We start from the raw sequence: 19,711 nt of genomic DNA on the forward strand, positions 1-19,711 counted from the left end.
GGGCCCCTTACTTCTGGATCAGGTATTCGGCCGAGCCCATGACCATCAGGATGGCCGCCCAGACGCGCCGAAGCTTGACGGTCTGGCTGCTGGCGGTGGTTACCGGGGTGGCGTTAAGCGCGTTGACCATGACGGTGCGCGTGGCCGCGGAAATCTGGTCGGCGGCGAGCACCAGGCAGACGTGGTTTACCAGCGCCTGGGCATCGGCCACCAGGGCCAGCTCGCGTGTGTAGTTGGCGGTGATGTCGTAGGCATAGTTGTTCCAGGCGGCTTGCGGCACGGCCGGGTTGGGGCAGTTCAGACCGCGCTCGATCACGCTTTGCATGAAGTTGAGGTAGCCACCGACGCTGGTCTCGTTGACGAGCTGGAACTCCGGGGCCGTGGCGCCCGAGGCCGAAAGCGCGGTGCCGGGTGGCACATAGCCGGGGCGGAAGTAGTTGAACACCGAGGGCGCGCGCAGCGGGCTCTGGCCCAGCTGCGTGCCGGCGTTGTTGAGCTCGAACAGCTTCCAGCTGCCCGCGGCCGAGGTCACGCCGAAACTGCGGGCCCACTGCACGAAGCGCAGCATGGGTTCGCGCAGCTTGCCGAAGGTGTTGCTCTGCAGCGTCGCCGGGCCGCGCGCCTCGTCGTCGAGCAGGATGGCCACCCACACCGCCTTGAGGTCGCCGCGCTCGCCCGCGCCGTTGTCGTTGAAGCGCGCTGCCACGCGCGCCACGTAGGCCGGGCTGGGGTCGCTGGTGACCAGGCGCTGGATCATCTGGCGCGCGAAGAAGGGCGCGGCGTTCGGGTGGTTGAACAGCGTGTCCAGCGCCATGCGCAGCGCGGTGGCGCCATCCGTGTTGGCGGGCACCGTGGTGCCCAGGAAGCGGGCTTCCAGCATGGAATGCCGGTTGGCGTTGAACGACATCGGCTTGCGGGCGAAGGCGCGCGACTCGATGGTGTAGCTCTGCCCGGGCACGGTGTGGCGCACGCCGTCGGAGCGGTCGAAGTCGTAGCCGGTGAAGACACGCGCCAGGCCAGTGACGTCGTCCTGGCCATAGGTTTCCTGCGGCACACCGCCGACGGTCTGCACCGAGCCGTCCAGGTTGAGCTTGTAGACGCCGATGGTGAACAGCTGCATCACCTCCCGCGCGTAGTTCTCGTCGGGCACGCGCCCGCTGCTGTTTTCCTTCTGGTTGCCCTTGGTGTTGAGGAAGTAGCCCATGGCCGGGTGCAGCGTCACGTCTTCCAGCAGCTGCCGGTAGCTCCCGAAGGCGTTGCGCATCAGCGTGTCCCACCAGCTGGCGTAGGCATGGGCGCGCCAGGTGAACTCGGCCGAGCTCAGCGAGGTCACGAAGAACTCCGAGAGCGCCAGCGCGATGCGCTTGCGCATCATGTCCGGGCCAGCCAGCAGCTGGTTCCAGATCATGAAGTCGGCCGGGTAGTGGTTGAAGAAGTAGCTGTTGCTGTCCACTGCGCCGTATCCACGGGCTTCCAGCCAGTTCCAGCCGGTACTACCCCGGTAGTTCGCGAACTGGTTGGCCAGCCACTGCGCATAGCTCATGCCGCGCAGCTCGGTGATCTCGGTCGGGGTGGAGGAGAATTGCGCTTGCTGCAGGAAGCGCGCGGCTTCGGCATCGCTGGTGGCATCCGGGTGGGCGAAGCCGCTGGTGGGGAAGTCGACGATGCCTACGACGGGAGGGGCCTCGGGTGTGTTTCCGCCGCCGCCGTCGCCACCACCACCACAAGCCGCGAGCAGCGCGGCCGCGGCCAGCGGCGTCAGCGCCGGCAGCGCACCGTGAGACGGGTTTTCCGGCGCCGTCTGCGGCCCGTGGTGCCGGTCGGTGGCGGTGGCCTCATCGGCCGGTTTCAAAGGCGCTTCGATGTCCGTCATGGCGATCCCTCCTCGGTTCGACGAGCGCGAGTGTAGGGAGCCGCCGATCACAGACGGGGCTGGTTTTCAAGTCGTTACAGCTGGGTGTGGCGCGCCTGCGGCATCCGCCGGGCGGGCATACCGCCGGAGGGTATTTGGCGGCCTCTCGTCGAAATTCAGGTGCGCGCGGCGTGCAGTTCGTCTCGGGTTTTGAGCGCCGCGCGGCGCGCTGCGTCGGCAAAGTCGGCGCCGTCGGAGGCATACAGGATGGCGCGCGAGGAGTTCACGATGATCGCGCCGGTGGTCTCGCCCGCCTGGGTGCGCAGGCCGGCTTTGACGGTGGCCACGGCGTCACCACCCTGCGCCCCGACGCCGGGGATCAGCAGGGGCAGCGTGGGCGCGATCTCGCGCACGCGCTCGATCTCGGCGGGATAGGTCGCACCCACGACCAGGCCCAGCTGCCCGTTGAGGTTCCACGGCCCTTGCGCCAGACGTGCCACGTGTTCGTACAGGCGCGGCTCGCCCTCGATGGACGCGAAGCGCTGGTTCTGCAAATCGTCGCCGCCGGGGTTGGAGGTGCGGCAGAGCAGGAAGGCGCCCTTGCCGTGGTACTGCAGGTAGGGCTGCACGGAGTCGAAGCCCATGAAGGGCGAGAGCGTGACCGCGTCGGCGCCGTAGCGCTCGAAGGCCTCGATCGCGTACTGCTGCGCAGTGCTGCCGATGTCGCCGCGCTTGGCGTCCAGGATCACCGGCACCTGGGGTGCGATGCGGCGCATGTGCGCCATGAGGCGTTCGAGCTGTTCCTCGGCGCGGTGCGCGGCGAAGTAGGCGATCTGTGGCTTGAAGGCGATGGCGGTGTCGGCCGTGGCCTCGACGATGGCGGCGCAGAAGTCGTAGATGCGGGTGGCGTCGTTCTTCAGGTGCGCGGGAAAACGCGCGGGATCGGGGTCCAGGCCGACGCACAACAGGGAACGGTTCTGGTGCTCGGCGTTGCGCAGCTGGTCAAGGAAGGTCATGGGGCGAGATTTTAGTTGGCGGCCTCTCGCCGGCCCTTGGCGGACACGCGACGGGGCGCCCACCTAAGATCGCGGCCATGCACGCCCTTTCCCGACAACAGCTGGTTCTGCTGGTTCTGCTCACCATTGTCTGGGGTGTCAACTGGCCCATCATGAAATTCGGCGTGACGGGTTTTCCGCCGCTGACGTTTCGCACCATCTGCATGTGGATCGGCCTGCCGGTGCTGGGCCTGTTCCTGTGGTGGCGCCAGGTGCCGTTTCGCATCGGGCGCGAGCACTGGCCGGAGCTGGCCCTGCTCACGGTGTTCAACATGCTGTTCTGGCACACGCTGGCGATCCTGGCGATCCAGACCTTGTCCAGTGGGCGCGCCGCGATCCTGGGCTACACCATGCCGGTGTTCTCTGCGCTGGTGGGCGCCTGGTGGTTCGGCCAGCGCCTGGCCCTGCGGGGCTGGGGTGGCGTGGCTGCGGCCTCGCTCGGCGTGCTGTTGCTGCTGTGGCACGAATTCACCCGGCTCTCGGGCAAGCCCATGGGCGTGCTGATGATGCTGGTGGCCGCCGCCGCCTGGGCCCTGGGCACGCAGTTGCTGCGCCGCACCCGCATCCCGCAGCCCACGCTGACGATCTCGTTCTGGCTCACCGCGCTCACCACGGCGTGGATGACCGCGCTGGCGCTGATCTTTGAACGCGAGGCATGGGTCTGGCCGACGCCGGGGATCTGGTGGGCCATCGTCTACAACGCGCTGGGGGTGTTCGCGTTCGCGCAGGTGGCCTGGCTGTCGCTGGCGCGCGACCTGCCGCCCATCGCCTCCACCCTGTCGGTGATGTTCATCCCCGTGCTCGGCGTGTTCAGTGGCGCCTGGTGGCTGGGCGAGATGCTGCGCTGGCAGGACTGGGCGGCCGTCGCGCTGGTGATGGTCGCGATTGCGTCCGTGCTGTGGCCTTCGAGGCGCACGGCCGAGGTGCCACATACCTGAACACCCCTTGCGCCGCTTCGCGGCCCCCCTCTCTTCGCCTTTGGCGGGAGGGGGGCGACACCTGGGGCCGGCAGAGCCGGACCCTCGGTGTCCCTGGGTTGGACCGCTTCATGCGTGGCGGGTCGCGCTTCGGCGCGGGGGTCAGGCAGCGGTCTCGGCCGTGTGCATCGCCAGGCACAGGTCGGCCCAGGCCTTGCCTTTGTCGGCCGGGGTGCGCAGCAGATAGGCCGGGTGGTAGGTCACGATCACCGGAACGCCTTCGTAGCGGTGCACGCGGCCGCGCAGGCGGCCGATGGGTTCGGTGGTCTTGAGCAGCGACTGCACGGCGAAGCGCCCCATGGCGACGATGACCTTGGGTTGTACCAGCGCCACCTGGCGAGCGAGGTAGGGCTCGCACTGCGCGACTTCATCCGGCAGGGGATTGCGGTTGGCGGGCGGACGGCACTTGAGCACGTTGGCAATGAACGCGCCTTGCGCGCCCTCGCCAGCGCGGTCGCGGCCCACGGCGCGCAGCATGTTGTCGAGCAACTGGCCTGCCGCGCCCACGAAGGGTTCGCCCTGCAGGTCCTCGTTTTCGCCCGGGGCCTCGCCCACGATCATCCAGTCGGCCCGCACGTCGCCGACGCCGAAGACGGTGTTCTTGCGGTTCTTGCACAAGCCGCAGGCCTGGCAGGCGGCCACCGCTTCGCGCAACGCGGTCCAGTCCAGGGCATCGATGCCGCTGGGCCGGCGCGGCGGCGCCACTGGTTGCGCCGCGGCTGTGGCTGCTGCGGCCGGTGTGTTGGGCGCATGCACAGGCACCGGGCCTGGCCGGTGTGGGCGCGCCTGCGCGGCGGACGGGGTCGCGGGTGCCGCCACGGTGGTTGGCGCGGGCCGGGGCGCCCAGACGCGCACACCCATTTCGGCGAGCATGGCGCGCTGGCGGGCATCGAGCTGCGGCACGAAGGAGGTGTCGTGTTGCGTCACGGGCGTGCCTCCGCAGCGTCGCCGGGCGTCAGGTTCAGGCTCATGACCACGGCGTCTTCCCGCCGCAGATGGCCCGCCGGGTAGTAGCCCTTGCGCAGCCCGACTTGCTTGAAGCCATACCGCTCGTAGAGCTGGCGTGCGGGCCCGTTGCCTACGCGCACCTCCAGCCAGAGCCATTGCGCGTTCTGCGTGCGCGACCACAGCACCAACGCGTCGAGCATGAAGCGCGCCCAGCCCTGGCGCTGGTGCGCCGGGGCGACGGTGACGTTGAGCAGGTGCACCTCGTCCACGCCCGGCATGGCGACCAGGTAGCCCAGCAACACGCGGCCGTCGGCGCGCGCGGTGTGGGCGGGCGACGGCGGGTCGTGCGCCAGTGCCTCGCCCAGCAGCAGCACGGCCGGGTAGCCGGCTTGCAGCGAATCGCGGAAGTGCTTGCGCGACCAGGGATGGGCATAGGCGGTGGATTCCACCGCGTGCACCGCGTCCAGGTCGGCCTCGGTCATGGGCTCGAAGGCGATGCGGCGCGCGCCGGCTCGCTGCTGGGTGCCCGGTGTCGGCCAGGTCCGGGGCGGGTGCGCCGTGGCCGGGCTGGCGAGGCCGCCAGCCATGGCCACGAGCAGGGCGTTCACGGAGGTGTCCATGTGCCGGGCCTCAATGCGCGGGACTTGCTGCCACCCGCTGCCGCTCGCGCTCGTCGGTGGTCTGGGCCACCTTGTCGCGCACGTACAGCGGCAGCGCATCGCGCGCGGGCAGTGCAGCGCCAGCGGCGATCAGGTCCGGCGCCAGGCGCAGCAAGGCCGTGGCCGTGGGCAGGGCCGGGCGGCGCAGGCCGCGGAGCCCTGTGAGCTCATGGTCGTAGGCGGCGAACACATTGCCGGCAAGCAGCGGCTGTCCAGCGGCGGGCAGCCGGTCGCGCAAATGGGTGGCAAGGTCTTGCGGCGCGCACAGGCGCGGTGGCTCCAGGGGCGAGAGACCTGTTGGCTTGCAGGCGTACAGGGCCAGGTACAGCTCGCCCATACGGGCGTCGAGCAGTGAAATCACGGTGTCGGGCGCGGCCTGGCCGGCCAGTGCGTGCGCGTGGCGCGCCTCCTCTGCCAGAGCCAGCAGCGTGTCCACGGGCAGCACGGGCAACCCGCCCGGGCGGGCCGCGTCGCGGGCACCATAGGCCAGGCCCTGGGCCACGGCGCACGCGGTGCGCAAGCCGGTGAACGAACCCGGACCCCGACCGAACACCACGGCATCCAGGCCGGCGAGCGACCAGCCTGAGGCGCCGAGCAGCTGTTGCACCAGCGGCAGCAGCGTGGTGGATGCCCGGGCGCCGCCGGGGCCGGTGTGTTGCCACAGCGGGCCATCGGGTGCGCCCGTGCCCAGCGCCACCGACAGGGTGTCGGTGCTGGTTTCGATGGCAAGCAGGCGCAGTGCGGAAGGCATCGGGGGATTATCGGCCACCGCACCGGTTCGCACTGTGTGGTGCGGGTGCGCCACCGGCCGTCTTTTGTCACGCCCGCCCACCGTCTCGCGGTCGCATCGGCCGGCCCGCGTTTCATAATCAGTCTCCATGCCGCTGCGCCTGCCGATCCTGCGTTGCTCACTTTTTGTCCGCGTGCTTGCGCTGTGGATGCTCGCGGGCGCTGGCTTGCCTGCCTGCGCACAGATGCCGGGCCGTGGTGCCACGCTTCCGCCGGCGGTGATGGAGGCTCTCAACCGTGCCCAGGTGCCGGCCAGCGCGCTGTCGGCGCTGGTGGTGTCGGTTGAGCCCGACGCGCACGAACGCCTGCGCCACCAGGCCGGGGTGCTGGTCAACCCCGCATCGGTGATGAAGCTGGTGACGTCCTATGCGGCCATCGACCTGCTGGGCCCGGACTTCACCTGGAGCACGCGCTTCTACACGGACGGCACGGTCGACAACGGCGTGCTGCGTGGCAACCTGTACGTGCGCGGCGGCGGAGACCCCAAGCTGGTGCTCGAACGCGTGCATGAAGCCTATTACGCCCTGCAGAACCAGGGCGTGCAGGTGATCCTGGGCGACATGGTGCTTGACCACAGCGCCTTCGACCTGCCCTACACCGATCCCGGCGCCTTCGACGGCGAGGCCCTGCGCCCCTACAACGCGTCGCCCGACGCGTTGCTCGTCAACTTCAAGTCGGTCATCCTCAGTTTCCAACCCGACCCGGCCAACGGCGTGGCCTACGTCATCAGCGAGCCGCCGCTGGCCGGCCTGTCGATCGACGCCACCGTGCCGCTGTCGCGCACCGCCTGCGGCGACTGGCGCACGGCGCTTCAGGCGCGCTTTGACGACCCGAACAGCATCCGTTTCGAGGGCCGCTACCCGCAGAAGTGTGGCGAACTCAAGTGGCCCGTGGCCTACCAGCAGCCGGCCAGCTATGCCGCGCGCGCGCTGGAGGGTCTGTGGCGCGCCAGTGGCGGCGTCATCACCGGCCAGGTGCGCACCGGCCTGACGCCTCCGGGCGTCACGCTGCTGCTCGATGCGCCTTCGCTGCCACTGTCGGAAATCCTCGTCGACGTGAACCAGTGGAGCAACAACGTGATGGCGCAGCAGGTGTTCCTCACGCTGGGCCAGCTGGCACCGCCGCCGCCACAGACCGTTGCCGTGGTGGCGCCGGGTTCGGCCGCTGATCGCCTGGTGCCGGCGCGCACCGCTCGCTTCGAGCGTTCGCGCGAGGTGCTGCAGGGTTGGTGGGCGCGCACCTTTGGGCTGCGGGTGCCGGCGCCAGTGCTCGAAAACGGCTCGGGCCTTTCGCGCGGCGAGCGCATCACCCCGGAAGCGCTGGCCGGTCTGTTGCGCCATGCGGCGCAGCACCCGCAGGGCGAGCGCCTCCTGCAGTCGCTGTCGGTCGCGGGTGTCAACGGCACCGCCGCCCGGCTGGCGCGCGGCGAGAACAGCAGCGCGCGCGGCAATGCCTGGATCAAGACCGGCACGCTGCGCGACGTGAGCAGCATTGCCGGTTACGTGAACGCGGTGAACGGCGCTCGCTACGTGCTGGTGGCCTTCATCAACCACCCCAACGCGCCTGCGGCCCGACCCGCGCTGGACGCCTTGCTGGAGTGGACGGCCTCGCTGCCCGATTGAAGCTGAAGGCTGGAACCATGCAATTCGGCGATGTCATCGGCTACGGTGCCGCGTGCCTGACCACGGCAAGCTTCGTGCCCCAGGCCTGGCTGACCTTTCGCACGCGCGACGTGAGCGGCATCTCGCTGGGCATGTACAGCGTGTTCACGGTCGGTGTGACCCTGTGGCTGTTCTACGGCCTGAGCCTGGGCGCATGGCCGGTGGTGGCGGCCAATGCCGTCACGCTGTCGCTGGCCCTGGCCATCCTGGTGATGAAGTTGCGTTTCGGGCGCCTGCCCAAGGGCTGACGACCGGTGGTGACGCGGTGCCGCTCAGGCCGCCGCGCGTTGCAGGCGGTCGCGCACGCCGTCCCAGGCGGCCCCTGCGGGTGGCGTTTCCACCCAGATCAGGCGAACGCCGGTGGCGTCGAGCTCACGCAGCACCGCGAACAGTTCCTGCGCACAAAGCGCTGCGTCGGCCGGCATGCGCCTCAGCGGCACGCCTCGCGCGACCTTGACGGGGCTGTGCGCGTAAACACCAATGTGTTTTGCGTCGCGGCCCAGCACGTCCAGCGCCGCCTGCAGCGCCTGGCCATCCATGAGGCGCACGGTGGCGCGCGGTGCGTAGTGCGATGCGAGCGTGCCGGAGGCGCGCGGCGCTGCCTCGTCGCGCGCGCGCAATGGCTGGCCGCACGCGGCCTCCAGCTGCGCGGGCGTGATCATGCCCGGACGCAGCAGCACCGGGTGATCGCGCGTGGCGTCGACGATGGTGGACTCGATGCCCACCCGGCTGGCGCCGCCGTCCAGGATCAGCAAGGCGTCGTCCGGCAGTGCCGCGAATTCCTCGGCCACGTGCGCTGCGGTGGTGGGGCTGACCCGGCCAAAGCGGTTGGCACTGGGGGCGGCCACGCCGTGCACACCCCGCGCGGCCGCGGCCTGCAGCAGTGCCTGCGCCACCGGGTGCACCGGGCAGCGCAGGCCCACCGAATCCTGCCCGCCCGCCGCAACCGCGGCCACGCCTTCGCGGCGCGGCAGGATGAGCGTGAGCGGGCCCGGCCAGAAATGCTCCATCAGCGCGGCGGCGAACGCCGGCACGGTGCGGGCGTAGTGATCCACGCCGGCACGCCAGCCGCGCGCACCGTCACCGTGCGCGAGGTGCACGATCAGCGGGTGGTCGGCGGGCCTGCCCTTGGCATCGAAGATGCGGTGCACGGCGCTGGCGTTGTCCGCGTCGGCCGCGAGGCCGTACACGGTTTCCGTCGGCATGCCCACCAGCGAGCCGGCCGCCAGGCGCCGCGCCGCGGCGTCGATGGCGGAAGGGTCGCTGGCCTGGAGCAGCAGCGGCATGTCAGACGCCGAGCGCAGGCAGGCCGAGCAGTGCGAGCGCTTGCGCTGTTGTTTCGCGTACCCGCGTCACGCTGGCGCCGGTGACGTTGAGGTGGCCCATCTTGCGGCCCGGGCGGGCGCCCAGCTTGCCGTACAGGTGCAGGTGCGTGCCGGGCAGGGCCAGCACCGCCGCCCAGGGCGGCGACACCGGCGTCTTGCTCGCCTGGGCGCGCACTGCGTTGGGCTCGAACCATAGGTCGCCCAGCAGGTTGATCATGATGGTCGGGCTGTGCTGGCGCGGCACGGGCAGCGGCAGGCCGGCCAGTGCGCGCACCTGGGCTTCGAACTGGGAGATGTCGCAGGCGTTCTGCGTGTAATGGCCGCTGTTGTGGGGTCGCGGCGCCATCTCGTTGACCACCAGATCGGTCGTGCCATCGGCACGCTCGACCACGAAGTACTCGACGCACAGCACGCCGACATAGCGCAGGTGGTTCGCGATGGCGACGGTGCTGGCCTGCGCCCGCTGCGCCAGACCCGCCTCGATGGCGCCGTCAAACACCTCGGTGATCGCGAGGATGCCTTCGTGGTGGGTGTTCTTCTGCACCGGAAAACTCACCACCTGACCATCGGCGCCGCGCGCCACGATCACCGAGCATTCCGCGCGCAGCGTGAGCATTTTCTCGAGCACGCATGGGACCTTGTCGAGCTGGTCCCATGCCTCGGCGAGTTGAGCACGCGAGGCCACGCGCAACTGGCCCTTGCCGTCGTAGCCCATGCGCGCGGTCTTCAGGATGCCGGGCAGCAGGTCGTCCGGTACGGCGGCGAGCGACGCATCGGTGGTGATGACCGCGTGCGGCGCGGGAGCCACGCCGCTGATGGGCGCGCACTGCTCGAAGTGGGCCTTTTCCTTGACGCGGTCCTGTGCCACGGCGACGCACGAGGCCGAGGGGGCCACCGTGCGCTGCGCGGCCAGCGTGGCCAGTGCGGCTGCCGGCACGTTCTCGAATTCGGTGGTGATGGCGTCGCTGCGCTGGATCAACTGGGCCAGGCCCGGTTCGTCGTCGTACGCCGCGCGAATGTGGTGGTGGCTGATCTGGCCCGCCGGGCTGGCCGGGTCGGGGTCGAGCACCACAGTGGCGAAACCCATGGCCTGGGCCGCCTGTACGAACATGCGGCCGAGCTGGCCGCCGCCCATCACGCCCAGCGTGGTGGGTTGACCATTGGGGGAAGGGCTGCCGGGTAGAAGGGTCTTGAAGCTCATGCGGGAAGGGTCATGCCGCGCGCGGCCGCCGTCTGCTGGACGCGGAAGGCCTCGAGCTTGTGGCGCAGCTCGGGGTTGTCGCAGGCCAGCATGGCCACGGCGAACAGGGCGGCATTGGCCGCGCCGGCCGCGCCAATGGCGAAGGTGGCCACCGGCACGCCCTTGGGCATCTGCACGATGCTGTGCAGGGAGTCCACCCCGCTGAGGTGCTTGCTGGCCACCGGAACACCGAGCACCGGCACCACGGTCTTGGCCGCCAGCATGCCCGGCAGGTGGGCGGCGCCGCCCGCGCCGGCGATGATGGCCCTGAGGCCGCGCAGCGCGGCCGCTTCGGCATAGGCAAACATGTCGTCGGGCATGCGATGGGCCGACACCACGCGTGCCTCGTGTTCGATGCCGAAGTCCTGCAGGACCTGCACGGCATGCTGCATGGTGTCCCAGTCGCTGCTGGAGCCCATGAGCACACCCACTTGGATGGAGTTCATGTTGGTGCCTCTGGCCGATGAGCCCCGGCGGGGCAGGACCGGGAACGTGCGTGTGACGCGGCGCTCTCCGGTAAAGTGTCGATTTTACGTTTGCCGCCCGCCGACTCCGCGCGGGCGCCCCAGCCAGGCCGCTCCCCATGATCAACGTCACCATCGCCAACTTTGAAGCCGAGGTCATCGAGGCTTCGATGCAGACCCCCGTGCTGGTGGATTTCTGGGCTCCGTGGTGTGGTCCCTGCAAGGTCATCGGGCCACTGCTGGAAAAGCTCGAGACCGACTACGCAGGCCGCTTCAAGCTGGTCAAGATCGACTCCGACCAGGAGCAGCAGCTCGCCGCCGCGTTCGGCGTGCGCAGCATCCCCACGTGCGTGTTGCTGATGAACGGCCAGCCGGTCGACGGTTTCATGGGCGCGCTGCCCGAGGGGCAGATCAAGGCCTTCCTGGACAAGCACCTGCCCAGCGTCGAAACCCTCGAGGCCGAGGAGGCGGAGGCCGAGGCGCAGGATGCGCTGGCCGAAGGCGATCTCGAAGGCGCGCTGGAAAAGCTGCAGCAGGCGGTGCAGGCCGCGCCGGACAACGACGATGCGCGCTTCGATCTGGTGAAGCTCTTGCTCGAACTCGGCCAGGACGACGACGCCAAGGTGGCGTTCGCGCCCGTGATCGCCAAGGCCGCGGGCGTGCGGCGGCTTGACTCGCTGCAGCGCTGGATGGCCGCGCGCGATGCCCTGGCCGGCGTTGCCGATCCTGACGCGCGCGCCGCGGAGCTGCAGGCGGCCATTGCCGCCAACAAGCGCGACTTCGATGCACGCTTCGCGCTGGCGCAGCTGCTCATGGCCTATGGCCAGTGGACCGCGGCGATGGACGAGTTGCTGGAAATCCTGATGCGCGACAAGGCCTGGAACGAAGACCTGGCGCGCAAGACCTTCATTGCCATCCTCGACGTGATCGAGCCCCCCAAGCCCAAGGTGGCCGAGGGCCAGGTACCGCCCGAGGACCCGACGGTGGCGACGTACCGGCGCCGTCTTTCCAGCGTGGTGTTGAGCTGAGGCCTGTCGGCCCTCAGCCCATCAGCCGCGTCAGGGCTTCCTGGTACTTCGCGGCGGTCTTCTCGATCACCTCTTTGGGCAGGCGCGGCGCGGGCGGCGTCTTGTCCCAGGGCTTGCCGCCGACCTGGGCGGTTTCCAGCCAGTCGCGCAGGAACTGCTTGTCGTAGCTGGGCGGGTTCTGGCCCACCACATAGCTCTCGGCGGGCCAGTAGCGCGAACTGTCGGGTGTGAGCACCTCGTCCATCAGCACCAGCCGGCCCGCCTTGTCCAGGCCGAACTCGAACTTGGTGTCGGCGATGATGATGCCCTTCTTGAGGGCGATGGCGGCCGCGGCCTTGTACAGAGCGATCGACACGTCGCGGATCTGTGCGGCGAGTTCGGGGCCGATCATCTCCACCGTGCGTTCGAAGCTGATGTTCTCGTCGTGCTCGCCCATGGCCGCCTTGGCCGCAGGCGTGTAGATCGGCTCGGGCAGGCGCGAGGCGTTCTGCAGGCCGGCGGGCAGCTTCACGCCGCACACGGCCTGACCCTCCTGGTACTCCTTCCAGCCGCTGCCGGCCAGGTAGCCACGCACCACCGCTTCCACCGGAATGGGCTTGAGGCGCTGCACCAGCATCGAACGGCCCGCGATCTGCGGTGCCTCGGCCGCGGACACCACGCTTTCGGGCGCGTCACCGGTGAGGTGGATCGGGCAGATGTTCAGGCCCTTGGGGCCGAGCTGATCGAACCAGAACAGCGAGAGCCGGGTCAGCAGCTCGCCCTTGCCCGGGATCGGCTCGCCCATGATCACGTCGAAGGCGCTGATGCGGTCGCTGGCCACCATCAGGATGCGATCGTCGCCCACGGCGTAGTTGTCGCGCACCTTGCCGCGTGCCAGCAGGGGCAGGGAGGAGAGGGCCGAGGTGTGGAGGGCAGGGGTCATGATCGGATCGGGAGAAAGCGGCACAAGAAAAAAGCCCGTTGAACAGCCAACGGGCTTTGAACTATTCCGGGCGATTATCGCAAGTTGGCGGCGTCTCGCCTACTTTGCCGACAGCCCCAGGCGTTCGATCAGCGCCTTGTCCTTGGCGAAGGTCTCCGTGGCCCACTTGCGGTAGTCGTCGCCGCTGCGGTACCACATGGCCTGGTTGAGCTGACCCAGCACTTCCAGGTGCTTGGGGTCGTCCATGGCCTTCTTGAAAGCGTCGTGCAGAACCTTCACCACGGCAGGGTCCATGCCCTTGGGGCCGGCCAGGCCGTAGGGCGAGGTCGAGACCACGCCATAGCCCAGTTCCTGCGCGGTGGGCACATCGGGCCAGCGCTGGGTGCGCTGTTCGCCAAAGGTGACCAGCAGGCGCATCTGGCCGCCGTCCACGTACTTGTCCCAGCCGCTGGCATCGCTTTGCGCCATCACGTGGCCACCCAGCAAGGCCGCGACCAGATCGGCGTTGCCCTTGAACGGCACGTGCGTGAGCTGCACCTTGGCGTTGCCGGCGAGCTCTTCCATGATCAGGTGCGGGCTGCTGCCGGTGCCGGTGGAGCCGTAGTTGATCTGGTTGGGCTGCTTGCGCGCCGCTTCGATGTACTCGTTGAAGCTCTTGTAGGGCGAGTCGGCCTTGACGGTCAGGCCGAAGGTGTAGCCCGAGACGCCGATGATGTAGCTGAAGTCGGTGAGCGGGTTCCAGCTGCTCTTCTGCATGTGGGGCAGGCGCAGCAGTCCAAGGGGGAACTGCGAGATGGTGTAGCCATCGGGCTTGGCGGTCTGCGCCATGTTGGCCGGGCCGAGCGTGCCGCCCGCGCCGGGACGGTTCTCGATCACGATGGGTTGACCCAGGTGCTTGCTGGCGATCTCGGCCAGGGTGCGCAGGTGGCGGTCGGTGGAGCCGCCGGCGGGCCACGGGACGATGAGCGTGACAGGCCGGTTGGGGTAGGGCTGCGCCTGCGCGTGGGCGGCGCCCCAGGACGCTGCCACCGCGGCCGCTGCGGTGGCGGCCAGCAGCAGCGCGCGGCGGCGGCTTGAGGGTGGGTGGGTTGTGCTTGTCATGATCGTGTCTCCTTGCTGGGGTGGGGGATGCCGGGTCGGCGGTGGGATTGGCGCGGCGCGCCGGGCTTGCTCACGGGGGCGGTGGTTGCGCTTGCGCGTCGCGCACGGCCTGCTGCTCCTGCAGTTCGCGCCACATCACCTTGCCGCTGCCCGAGCGGGGCAGCGCTTCCACGAATTCGACGATGCGCGGGCTCTTGTAGGCGGCCATGTGGCCGTGGGCCCAGTGAATCACGTCCTGCTCGCTGACGAGGCCACGCTGCTCGGGGCGCAGCACCACCAGCGCCTTGACGCTCTCGCCCCGATGGGCATCGCGCACGCCGATCACGCAGGCTTCCTGGATCGCCGGATGGTGGTACATCAGGGCCTCCACTTCGGCCGGCCAGACCTTGTAGCCGCTGGCGTTGATCATGCGTTTGAGGCGGTCCGTCATGTAGAAGTAGCCGTCCGCATCGACGTGACCGAGGTCGCCGGTGCGCAGAAAGCGCTTGCCATCGATCTCGATGAAGGACTCGCGCGTGGCCTGCGGATTGCGCCAGTAGCCCTGCATCACCTGCGGGCCATGCAGCACGATCTCGCCGGTCTGGCCCGGTGCCAGGCCGGCCAGTGTGTCGGGGTCGATCACCCGGGCGTCGACATCGAACACCGGAATGCCCAGGCACTGCGGCCGGGGCTGGTGCAGCGGGTTGATGTGGGTCGCGGCCATGGTCTCGGACATGCCATAGCCTTCGATGTAGTCCAGTCCGGTCAGCGCTTTCAGGCGCGCGGCCACCGCGTCGGGCATGGCGGCGCCGCCGCCCCGGATGCAGGCCAGGCTGGTGAGGTCGACCTCGCCGATCGCCGGGTGGGCCAGAAAGTCGATCACCATGGTCGAGATCGCCTGCCACACCGTGACGCGGTAGCGCGCCATGCAGGTGGCGGCGGCCTCGCGGTCCCAGCGCGCCAGCACGACGATGGTGGCGCCGGCATAGAGCGGGCCATTGAGGCTGCCCGACAGGCCGGTGACGTGGAAGAACGGCAGCACGGCCAGGCACACCGAATCCTGCGACGTGCCGAACCAGCGCACGCCGCCCACCAGGGTGCTCATCACGCTGCGGTGGGTGTGCATGCAGCCCTTGGGCAGGCCGGTGGTACCCGATGTGTAGGGCATGGCGCACAGGTCGTCGGGGCCGGCGGTGAGCGGCCCCGGTGTGCAGTCAGCGGCGAGCACGTCGGCCCAGGCAGCGATGCCCGGAGCAGCCACAGGTTCGCGTGGCGCGGCGACGAAGTCGGGCACGCGCAGGTCGGTGGGCGTGCGCAGGTGGTCGCTGTAGGTGGCCACGATCAGGTGGCGCAGAAGGCCGTCGTCCGATCCTTCGGGCACGTGCAGGGGGCGCAGCTGCGGCAGCAGGTCCTGCGCCACGAAGGCCACGGTGGCGCCGCTGTCGCGCACGCAGTGGCGCAGTTCCTCCACACGGTTCATCGGATTGACCGGCACCACGACCGCGTTGGCGCGCAGGATGCCGTAGAACGCCAGCACCCACTGCGGGCTGTTCTGCATGCACAGCAGCACGCGGTCACCGGGCCTCACGCGGCAGACCTGCTGCAGATACCCAGCCACCTGTTCGGCCTCGCGCAGGAACGCGGCATAGCTCAACGGCGTGTCGTAGAACACGATGAAGGGCTTGTCGGGGTAGCGCGCGGCCGACACCTCGACGTTGTGAAACACGTTCGTTTGCGGCAGCGTGAGGTGCCGGGGCAGGCCGGGGGGCCAGTGGGCCGGAGGCAGAGGATTCATGCGGGCAGATCGCGGTCGAAGGCTGCGTTTTTATTCCGCTAAGCAGAATTAGAGAAGAAGGTCTTCAATATACGGTTCGTGCCTTGTTCTTGTAAATCCAGATCAGGGAAATCGAGCACGGGGATGAGCAGAGGTTTTGAATAAAATTCCGACAAGCGGAATAAATGGTCTAAGACTGTCGTGGCCGTGTTCCGCCACGGAGATCCACCCATGGGCCGTCAGCGCCACACCCCTTCCGCTCCTCTGGCCGACACCGATCCCGCGCAGGACCGTCGCTTTGTCACCGCGCTGGCGCGGGGCCTGGGATTGCTGCGCTGTTTCGGCCCGGCCGACCGCTGGCTGGCGCACCAGGAACTCGCGCGCCGCTCCGGCTTGCCGCAGGCCACGGTGTCGCGCCTCACGTTCACGCTCACCAGCCTGGGCTACTTGCGGCACCGCGCCGCCACCGGCGAGTACGCGCTGAGCCCGGCGGTGCTGTCGCTGGGCTTCAGCGTGCTGTCCAACTTCCAGGTCGGACGCATCGCACGGCCCTTCATGGAGGCGCTGGCCGAGCACACGCAGGCCGCGATCTCGCTCGGGGTGCGGCACGACACCTCGGTGGTGTACGTGGCGCATTGCCGCAGCACAGCGCGCCTGATCCTGGGGCTGGACGTGGGCACGCGCCTGCCCTTCGCCGAAACCGCCATGGGCCGCGCGATCTGGTGCGCGGCGGACCCAGGCATGCGCGCGCTGATGGCGCGCCGGCTGCAGGCGCAGGACGGCGCGCGCTGGCCCATGCGCGAGGCCGGCCTGCGGCGCGCCGAAGCCGAGGGCGCCGCGCGTGGCTACGTGGCGTCCGAGTCGGAATGGGAGAGCGAAATCGCCGCCATCGGCGTGGGGCTGGATCTGGGCGATGGCCGTGAGCCGCTGGCGCTGACGGTGGGCGGGCCCGCTTCACGGCTGCAAGGCGTCCTGTTGCACGAGGACTTCGGGCCGGCGCTGGTGCGCACCGGGCGCGAGATCATGGCGGCGATCCAGGCCGGCGCCTGGGAGGATTGACCACCCCCGCCGCGCTGCGCGCGACCGCATCGAGGGGGCGGCACCTCGCTCATCCGTCCATGAAAAACGCCACCGCGGGGGTGGCGTCTGGAAGCGTGCGGGTCTTGAATGGCGGTCAGTGCACGACCTGGGCCAGCTCGCCCTTGGCGTACCTGGCGGCCACCACCTGCAGGCTCTCGCCCTTGATCTTGCTGCCCTGGCCTTCGCAGCCGAATTCCAGGTAACGCGCCTTGCAAACCGCCTTGGCGGCTTCGCGCGCGGGTTTGAGCCATTCGCGGGCGTCGAACTTGTCGGGGTTTTCGGCCAGGAACTTGCGCACCGCGCCCGTCATGGCCAGGCGGATGTCGGTGTCGATGTTGATCTTGCGCACGCCGTGCTTGATGGCTTCCTGGATTTCCTTGACCGGCACGCCGTAGGTTTCCTTCATCTTGCCGCCGTACTGGTTGATGATGGCCAGCAGCTCGGGCGGCACGGACGACGAGCCGTGCATCACCAGGTGGGTGTTGGGAATGCGCTGGTGGATTTCCTTCACGCGGCCGATGGCCAGGATGTCACCGGTGGGCGGGCGGCTGAACTTGTAGGCGCCGTGGCTGGTGCCGATGGCGATGGCCAGGGCGTCGAGCTGCGTGGCCTTGACGAACTGCGCGGCCTCTTCGGGGTCCGTGAGCATCTGGCTGTGGTCGAGCTTGCCTTCGGCGCCAATGCCGTCTTCCTCGCCCGCTTCACCGGTTTCCAGGTTGCCCAGGCAGCCCAGTTCGCCCTCCACGGTGACGCCGACCTTGTGCGCCATCTCCACCACTTTGCGGGTGACGTCGGTGTTGTATTCGAACGAGGCCGGCGTCTTGCCGTCTTCCATCAGCGAACCGTCCATCATCACCGAGCCGAAACCCAGGTTGATGGCGCCCTCGCAGACCTTGGGCGAGGTGCCGTGGTCCTGGTGCATCACCAGTGGAATGTGCGGGTAGGCCTCCATCGCGGCCTGGATCAGGTGCTTGATGAAGGGCTCGCCTGCGTATTTGCGGGCACCGGCGCTGGCCTGCAGGATCACCGGCGCGCCGACTTCGTCGGCCGCAGCCATCACGGCCTGCACCTGTTCGAGGTTGTTGACGTTGAACGCCGGAATGCCATAGCCGTTGGCGGCGGCGTGGTCGAGCAGTTCGCGCATGGAAACGAGCGCCATGAGATTCCCCTTAAGCAGTTGGTAACCGTGATGTAACCCGGCATTTTACTTGGGGCATGTACCAGGCCAGGTACGCCACACGTGTCATTTCGCATGTCTTTGCAAGCTCGGCGTGCGCCGTTTCATCTGGCCTTAATGCGGGCCCGCCAGACTGCGCCGGAACCTCCGCAATGCCATGGCTGAACTCGATACCCTGCTCTTTCTCTGGATCAATGCCACGCCCGGCACGCCGGCCTGGCTGCTGGCGCTGGCGCGCTGGATTTCCACGGTGCTGCCGGCGCTGGCCTTGCTGGCGCTGGCGCCGCTGGCGATCGCGGGACCCGCCGCGCGCCGGCAGTTGCTGGGGGTGTGCCTGACCATGGCACTGGCCTGGCTGGCGGTGCGGGGCATCCGCGAAGCCGTGCACGCGGCGCGGCCGTTCGAGCTCGGGCTGGGCCACCAATGGCTCGCGCATGCGGCGTCTGCCGGCTTTCCCAGTTTTCATGCCGCCGTGGCCGGGGCCTGGGCCGCCGGGCTGGCGGCGTTTGCTCCCCACCGGGCGCGCCGGTGGCTGATTCTCCTGGTCGCCACTGTGGCGCTGGCGATCGCGTGGAGCCGGGTGTTTCTGGGTTTGCATTTCGTTTCGGACGTCGCCGTGGGCCTGGCGCTGGGCCTGGTGTGCGCCGCGGCCGCACGGCAGTTCATGGGCTGGCAGGGGCGGCGCCGCGCGGTGCTGCCAGCGACCTGACGCCATTCGTTACATCACCAGGGGAACTGCGGCGCGGCAACATGGAGTCCTCCGGGGGTCATCACCACCCCACCCTCGCCCGGAAAGGACCGCCATGCCCCATTGTTCTCTGATCGTGACGCTGAGCGCCGCCAGCCTGTTCCTCGTGCCGGCGCCCTCGTTGGCACAGGTCACGCTCAAGCCCGATGGCCAGTGGCGCTACCTGCTGACCGCGGGCGCCAATGTCTCGTCCGGCAACAACAACGCCAGCTCGCTGAACCTGGCTGCCGAGGCGGCGCGGCAGACCACGAACGACAAATGGACCTGGGCCGCGAAGGCCGATCATGCGCGCAACGACGGCGTGCAGACCACGGAGCGCTACGGCCTGCGCACGCAGTACGACCGCGATTTCTCCGTCGACGGGTTCGGCTTTGGTTCGGCCGAGACGCTGCGCGACAAGCTGGCCAACATCGCGGCCCGGTATACGGTGGCCACCGGCGTGGGCCGCCACATCTGGGCCGATGAACACGGCTTCTTCGACGTGTCCGCTGGCCTGGGCTACACGCACGACCGCTACGTCGCGGCCACCAATGTCGCGGGCGCCATGCGCGAACGCTATGGTCGGCTCGAACTGGTGCTGTCGGAGGAGTCCAGCCACAAGCTCACCGAGACCACCAGCCTGCGCCAGAAACTCACGCTGTACCCGAACTTGCGCAATTCCGGCCAGTACCGCGCGGTGCTGGACACCGGCCTCACGGTGGCCATGACACAGGCCATCAACCTCACTGCGGGACTGAGCTACCGCTACGACAGCGATCCCGGTTCCAGCGTCGAGAAAGCCGACGCCGTGTTCGTGACGGGCGTCTCCATGCGGATCGATTGAATGGGCCCCCACGCTCCACCGCTGCGCGGGTCGCTGCCCCCCGAGGGGGCTGATCCGGCTTGGGGCGGCCCGGCGCCGGATCGGGGTGGCCCCCACGCTCCACCGCTGC

19 protein-coding genes are annotated in these 19,711 nt (G+C 69.1%); 7 read left to right on the forward strand and 12 right to left on the reverse strand.

What is annotated here, in order from left to right; translation table 11 throughout:
- Window positions 1-7: 7 nt before the first annotated feature.
- Window positions 8-1,873, reverse strand: coding sequence for a DUF1800 domain-containing protein (locus AB7P10_RS08925; protein ID WP_428293495.1), 1,866 nt, complete (start codon window positions 1,871-1,873; stop codon window positions 8-10).
- A 155-nt stretch (window positions 1,874-2,028) separates the two neighbouring features.
- Window positions 2,029-2,868, reverse strand: coding sequence for an orotidine-5'-phosphate decarboxylase (gene pyrF / locus AB7P10_RS08930; protein WP_428293496.1), 840 nt, complete (start codon window positions 2,866-2,868; stop codon window positions 2,029-2,031).
- A 77-nt stretch (window positions 2,869-2,945) separates the two neighbouring features.
- Here pyrF and AB7P10_RS08935 point away from each other — a divergent pair, with 77 nt between their 5' ends.
- Complete coding sequence (locus tag AB7P10_RS08935; RefSeq protein ID WP_428293497.1) at window positions 2,946-3,845, forward strand: DMT family transporter; 900 nt, start codon at window positions 2,946-2,948, stop codon at window positions 3,843-3,845.
- Between the two features lie 141 nt (window positions 3,846-3,986).
- Here the strand turns inward: AB7P10_RS08935 and AB7P10_RS08940 are convergent, their stop codons facing one another.
- The 3 genes from AB7P10_RS08940 to tsaB form a co-directional block, all read right to left on the reverse strand.
- Window positions 3,987-4,757: a uracil-DNA glycosylase gene (locus tag AB7P10_RS08940; protein WP_428293562.1), complete on the reverse strand. Its 771-nt coding sequence runs from the start codon at window positions 4,755-4,757 to the stop codon at window positions 3,987-3,989.
- A gap of 50 nt (window positions 4,758-4,807) precedes the next feature.
- Window positions 4,808-5,314, reverse strand: a complete 507-nt coding sequence (locus tag AB7P10_RS08945) for a GNAT family N-acetyltransferase (RefSeq protein WP_428293563.1) — start codon at window positions 5,312-5,314, stop codon at window positions 4,808-4,810.
- Window positions 5,315-5,462: 148 nt separating this feature from the next.
- Window positions 5,463-6,242, reverse strand: coding sequence for a tRNA (adenosine(37)-N6)-threonylcarbamoyltransferase complex dimerization subunit type 1 TsaB (tsaB, locus tag AB7P10_RS08950; RefSeq protein WP_428293498.1), 780 nt, complete (start codon window positions 6,240-6,242; stop codon window positions 5,463-5,465).
- 127 nt (window positions 6,243-6,369) lie between these two features.
- Between tsaB and dacB the strand changes: the two genes are divergently transcribed.
- Together dacB and AB7P10_RS08960 are read left to right on the forward strand one after the other, a co-directional pair.
- Complete coding sequence (gene dacB / locus AB7P10_RS08955; RefSeq protein WP_428293499.1) at window positions 6,370-7,902, forward strand: D-alanyl-D-alanine carboxypeptidase/D-alanyl-D-alanine endopeptidase; 1,533 nt, start codon at window positions 6,370-6,372, stop codon at window positions 7,900-7,902.
- 17 nt (window positions 7,903-7,919) lie between these two features.
- Window positions 7,920-8,189 carry a SemiSWEET transporter gene (locus AB7P10_RS08960; protein WP_428293500.1) on the forward strand — a complete coding sequence of 90 codons (270 nt, stop codon included), beginning with the start codon at window positions 7,920-7,922 and terminating at the stop codon, window positions 8,187-8,189.
- Between the two features lie 24 nt (window positions 8,190-8,213).
- On the opposite strand, the gene AB7P10_RS08965 is transcribed toward AB7P10_RS08960, so the two are convergent.
- Genes AB7P10_RS08965 through purE form a run of 3 tightly spaced genes read right to left on the reverse strand, consistent with a single transcriptional unit; the run spans window position 8,214 to window position 10,952 of the window.
- Complete coding sequence (locus AB7P10_RS08965; protein WP_428293564.1) at window positions 8,214-9,221, reverse strand: L-threonylcarbamoyladenylate synthase; 1,008 nt, start codon at window positions 9,219-9,221, stop codon at window positions 8,214-8,216.
- Window positions 9,222-9,228: 7 nt separating this feature from the next.
- Complete coding sequence (locus AB7P10_RS08970) at window positions 9,229-10,467, reverse strand: 5-(carboxyamino)imidazole ribonucleotide synthase (RefSeq protein WP_428293501.1); 1,239 nt, start codon at window positions 10,465-10,467, stop codon at window positions 9,229-9,231.
- On the reverse strand, window positions 10,464-10,952 hold the full coding sequence (gene purE / locus AB7P10_RS08975) for a 5-(carboxyamino)imidazole ribonucleotide mutase (RefSeq protein ID WP_428293502.1): 489 nt from the start codon (window positions 10,950-10,952) through the stop codon (window positions 10,464-10,466). The genes AB7P10_RS08970 and purE overlap by 4 nt, the downstream gene beginning before the upstream one ends.
- Window positions 10,953-11,089: 137 nt before the next feature.
- Between purE and trxA the strand changes: the two genes are divergently transcribed.
- Window positions 11,090-11,998 carry a thioredoxin gene (gene trxA, locus AB7P10_RS08980; RefSeq protein WP_428293503.1) on the forward strand — a complete coding sequence of 303 codons (909 nt, stop codon included), beginning with the start codon at window positions 11,090-11,092 and terminating at the stop codon, window positions 11,996-11,998.
- Window positions 11,999-12,011: 13 nt separating this feature from the next.
- On the opposite strand, the gene AB7P10_RS08985 is transcribed toward trxA, so the two are convergent.
- From AB7P10_RS08985 to AB7P10_RS08995, 3 genes are all read right to left on the reverse strand, one after another.
- Window positions 12,012-12,920: a phosphoribosylaminoimidazolesuccinocarboxamide synthase gene (locus AB7P10_RS08985; protein WP_428293504.1), complete on the reverse strand. Its 909-nt coding sequence runs from the start codon at window positions 12,918-12,920 to the stop codon at window positions 12,012-12,014.
- Window positions 12,921-13,019: 99 nt separating this feature from the next.
- Window positions 13,020-14,021 carry a tripartite tricarboxylate transporter substrate binding protein gene (locus AB7P10_RS08990; RefSeq protein WP_428293505.1) on the reverse strand — a complete coding sequence of 334 codons (1,002 nt, stop codon included), beginning with the start codon at window positions 14,019-14,021 and terminating at the stop codon, window positions 13,020-13,022.
- Between the two features lie 70 nt (window positions 14,022-14,091).
- Complete coding sequence (locus tag AB7P10_RS08995) at window positions 14,092-15,795, reverse strand: long-chain fatty acid--CoA ligase (protein ID WP_428293506.1); 1,704 nt, start codon at window positions 15,793-15,795, stop codon at window positions 14,092-14,094.
- A gap of 210 nt (window positions 15,796-16,005) precedes the next feature.
- Between AB7P10_RS08995 and AB7P10_RS09000 the strand changes: the two genes are divergently transcribed.
- Window positions 16,006-16,833, forward strand: a complete 828-nt coding sequence (locus tag AB7P10_RS09000; protein WP_428293507.1) for an IclR family transcriptional regulator — start codon at window positions 16,006-16,008, stop codon at window positions 16,831-16,833.
- A gap of 115 nt (window positions 16,834-16,948) precedes the next feature.
- Here AB7P10_RS09000 and fba read toward each other — a convergent pair whose 3' ends face one another.
- Window positions 16,949-18,013 carry a class II fructose-bisphosphate aldolase gene (gene fba, locus AB7P10_RS09005; RefSeq protein ID WP_428293508.1) on the reverse strand — a complete coding sequence of 355 codons (1,065 nt, stop codon included), beginning with the start codon at window positions 18,011-18,013 and terminating at the stop codon, window positions 16,949-16,951.
- 175 nt (window positions 18,014-18,188) lie between these two features.
- Between fba and AB7P10_RS09010 the strand changes: the two genes are divergently transcribed.
- Window positions 18,189-18,740, forward strand: a complete 552-nt coding sequence (locus AB7P10_RS09010; protein ID WP_428293509.1) for a phosphatase PAP2 family protein — start codon at window positions 18,189-18,191, stop codon at window positions 18,738-18,740.
- Window positions 18,741-18,834: 94 nt separating this feature from the next.
- A complete protein-coding gene (locus tag AB7P10_RS09015; protein WP_428293510.1) occupies window positions 18,835-19,602 on the forward strand; it encodes a DUF481 domain-containing protein in 768 nt (255 codons plus the stop codon).
- Window positions 19,603-19,711: the final 109 nt, after the last annotated feature.

Origin of the sequence: Hydrogenophaga sp., from assembly GCF_050182545.1 — a bacterium.
Lineage (GTDB): Bacteria > Pseudomonadota > Gammaproteobacteria > Burkholderiales > Burkholderiaceae_C > Hydrogenophaga.

Bases quoted from the DNA above. Each gene is read 5' to 3' on its own strand.
- pyrF (WP_428293496.1), bottom strand. From the start codon at position 2,868: ATGACCTTCCTTGACCAGCTGCGCAACGCCGAGCACCAGAACCGTTCC.
- tsaB (WP_428293498.1), bottom strand. From the start codon at position 6,242: ATGCCTTCCGCACTGCGCCTGCTTGCCATCGAAACCAGCACCGACACC.
- AB7P10_RS08925 (WP_428293495.1), bottom strand. From the start codon at position 1,873: ATGACGGACATCGAAGCGCCTTTGAAACCGGCCGATGAGGCCACCGCC.
- AB7P10_RS09000 (WP_428293507.1), top strand. From the start codon at position 16,006: ATGGGCCGTCAGCGCCACACCCCTTCCGCTCCTCTGGCCGACACCGAT.
- dacB (WP_428293499.1), top strand. From the start codon at position 6,370: ATGCCGCTGCGCCTGCCGATCCTGCGTTGCTCACTTTTTGTCCGCGTG.
- AB7P10_RS08985 (WP_428293504.1), bottom strand. From the start codon at position 12,920: ATGACCCCTGCCCTCCACACCTCGGCCCTCTCCTCCCTGCCCCTGCTG.
- AB7P10_RS08945 (WP_428293563.1), bottom strand. From the start codon at position 5,314: ATGACCGAGGCCGACCTGGACGCGGTGCACGCGGTGGAATCCACCGCC.
- trxA (WP_428293503.1), top strand. From the start codon at position 11,090: ATGATCAACGTCACCATCGCCAACTTTGAAGCCGAGGTCATCGAGGCT.
- AB7P10_RS08970 (WP_428293501.1), bottom strand. From the start codon at position 10,467: ATGAGCTTCAAGACCCTTCTACCCGGCAGCCCTTCCCCCAATGGTCAA.
- AB7P10_RS08960 (WP_428293500.1), top strand. From the start codon at position 7,920: ATGCAATTCGGCGATGTCATCGGCTACGGTGCCGCGTGCCTGACCACG.
- fba (WP_428293508.1), bottom strand. From the start codon at position 18,013: ATGGCGCTCGTTTCCATGCGCGAACTGCTCGACCACGCCGCCGCCAAC.
- AB7P10_RS08990 (WP_428293505.1), bottom strand. From the start codon at position 14,021: ATGACAAGCACAACCCACCCACCCTCAAGCCGCCGCCGCGCGCTGCTG.
- AB7P10_RS08940 (WP_428293562.1), bottom strand. From the start codon at position 4,757: ATGCTCGCCGAAATGGGTGTGCGCGTCTGGGCGCCCCGGCCCGCGCCA.
- purE (WP_428293502.1), bottom strand. From the start codon at position 10,952: ATGAACTCCATCCAAGTGGGTGTGCTCATGGGCTCCAGCAGCGACTGG.
- AB7P10_RS09010 (WP_428293509.1), top strand. From the start codon at position 18,189: ATGGCTGAACTCGATACCCTGCTCTTTCTCTGGATCAATGCCACGCCC.
- AB7P10_RS08935 (WP_428293497.1), top strand. From the start codon at position 2,946: ATGCACGCCCTTTCCCGACAACAGCTGGTTCTGCTGGTTCTGCTCACC.
- AB7P10_RS09015 (WP_428293510.1), top strand. From the start codon at position 18,835: ATGCCCCATTGTTCTCTGATCGTGACGCTGAGCGCCGCCAGCCTGTTC.
- AB7P10_RS08995 (WP_428293506.1), bottom strand. From the start codon at position 15,795: ATGAATCCTCTGCCTCCGGCCCACTGGCCCCCCGGCCTGCCCCGGCAC.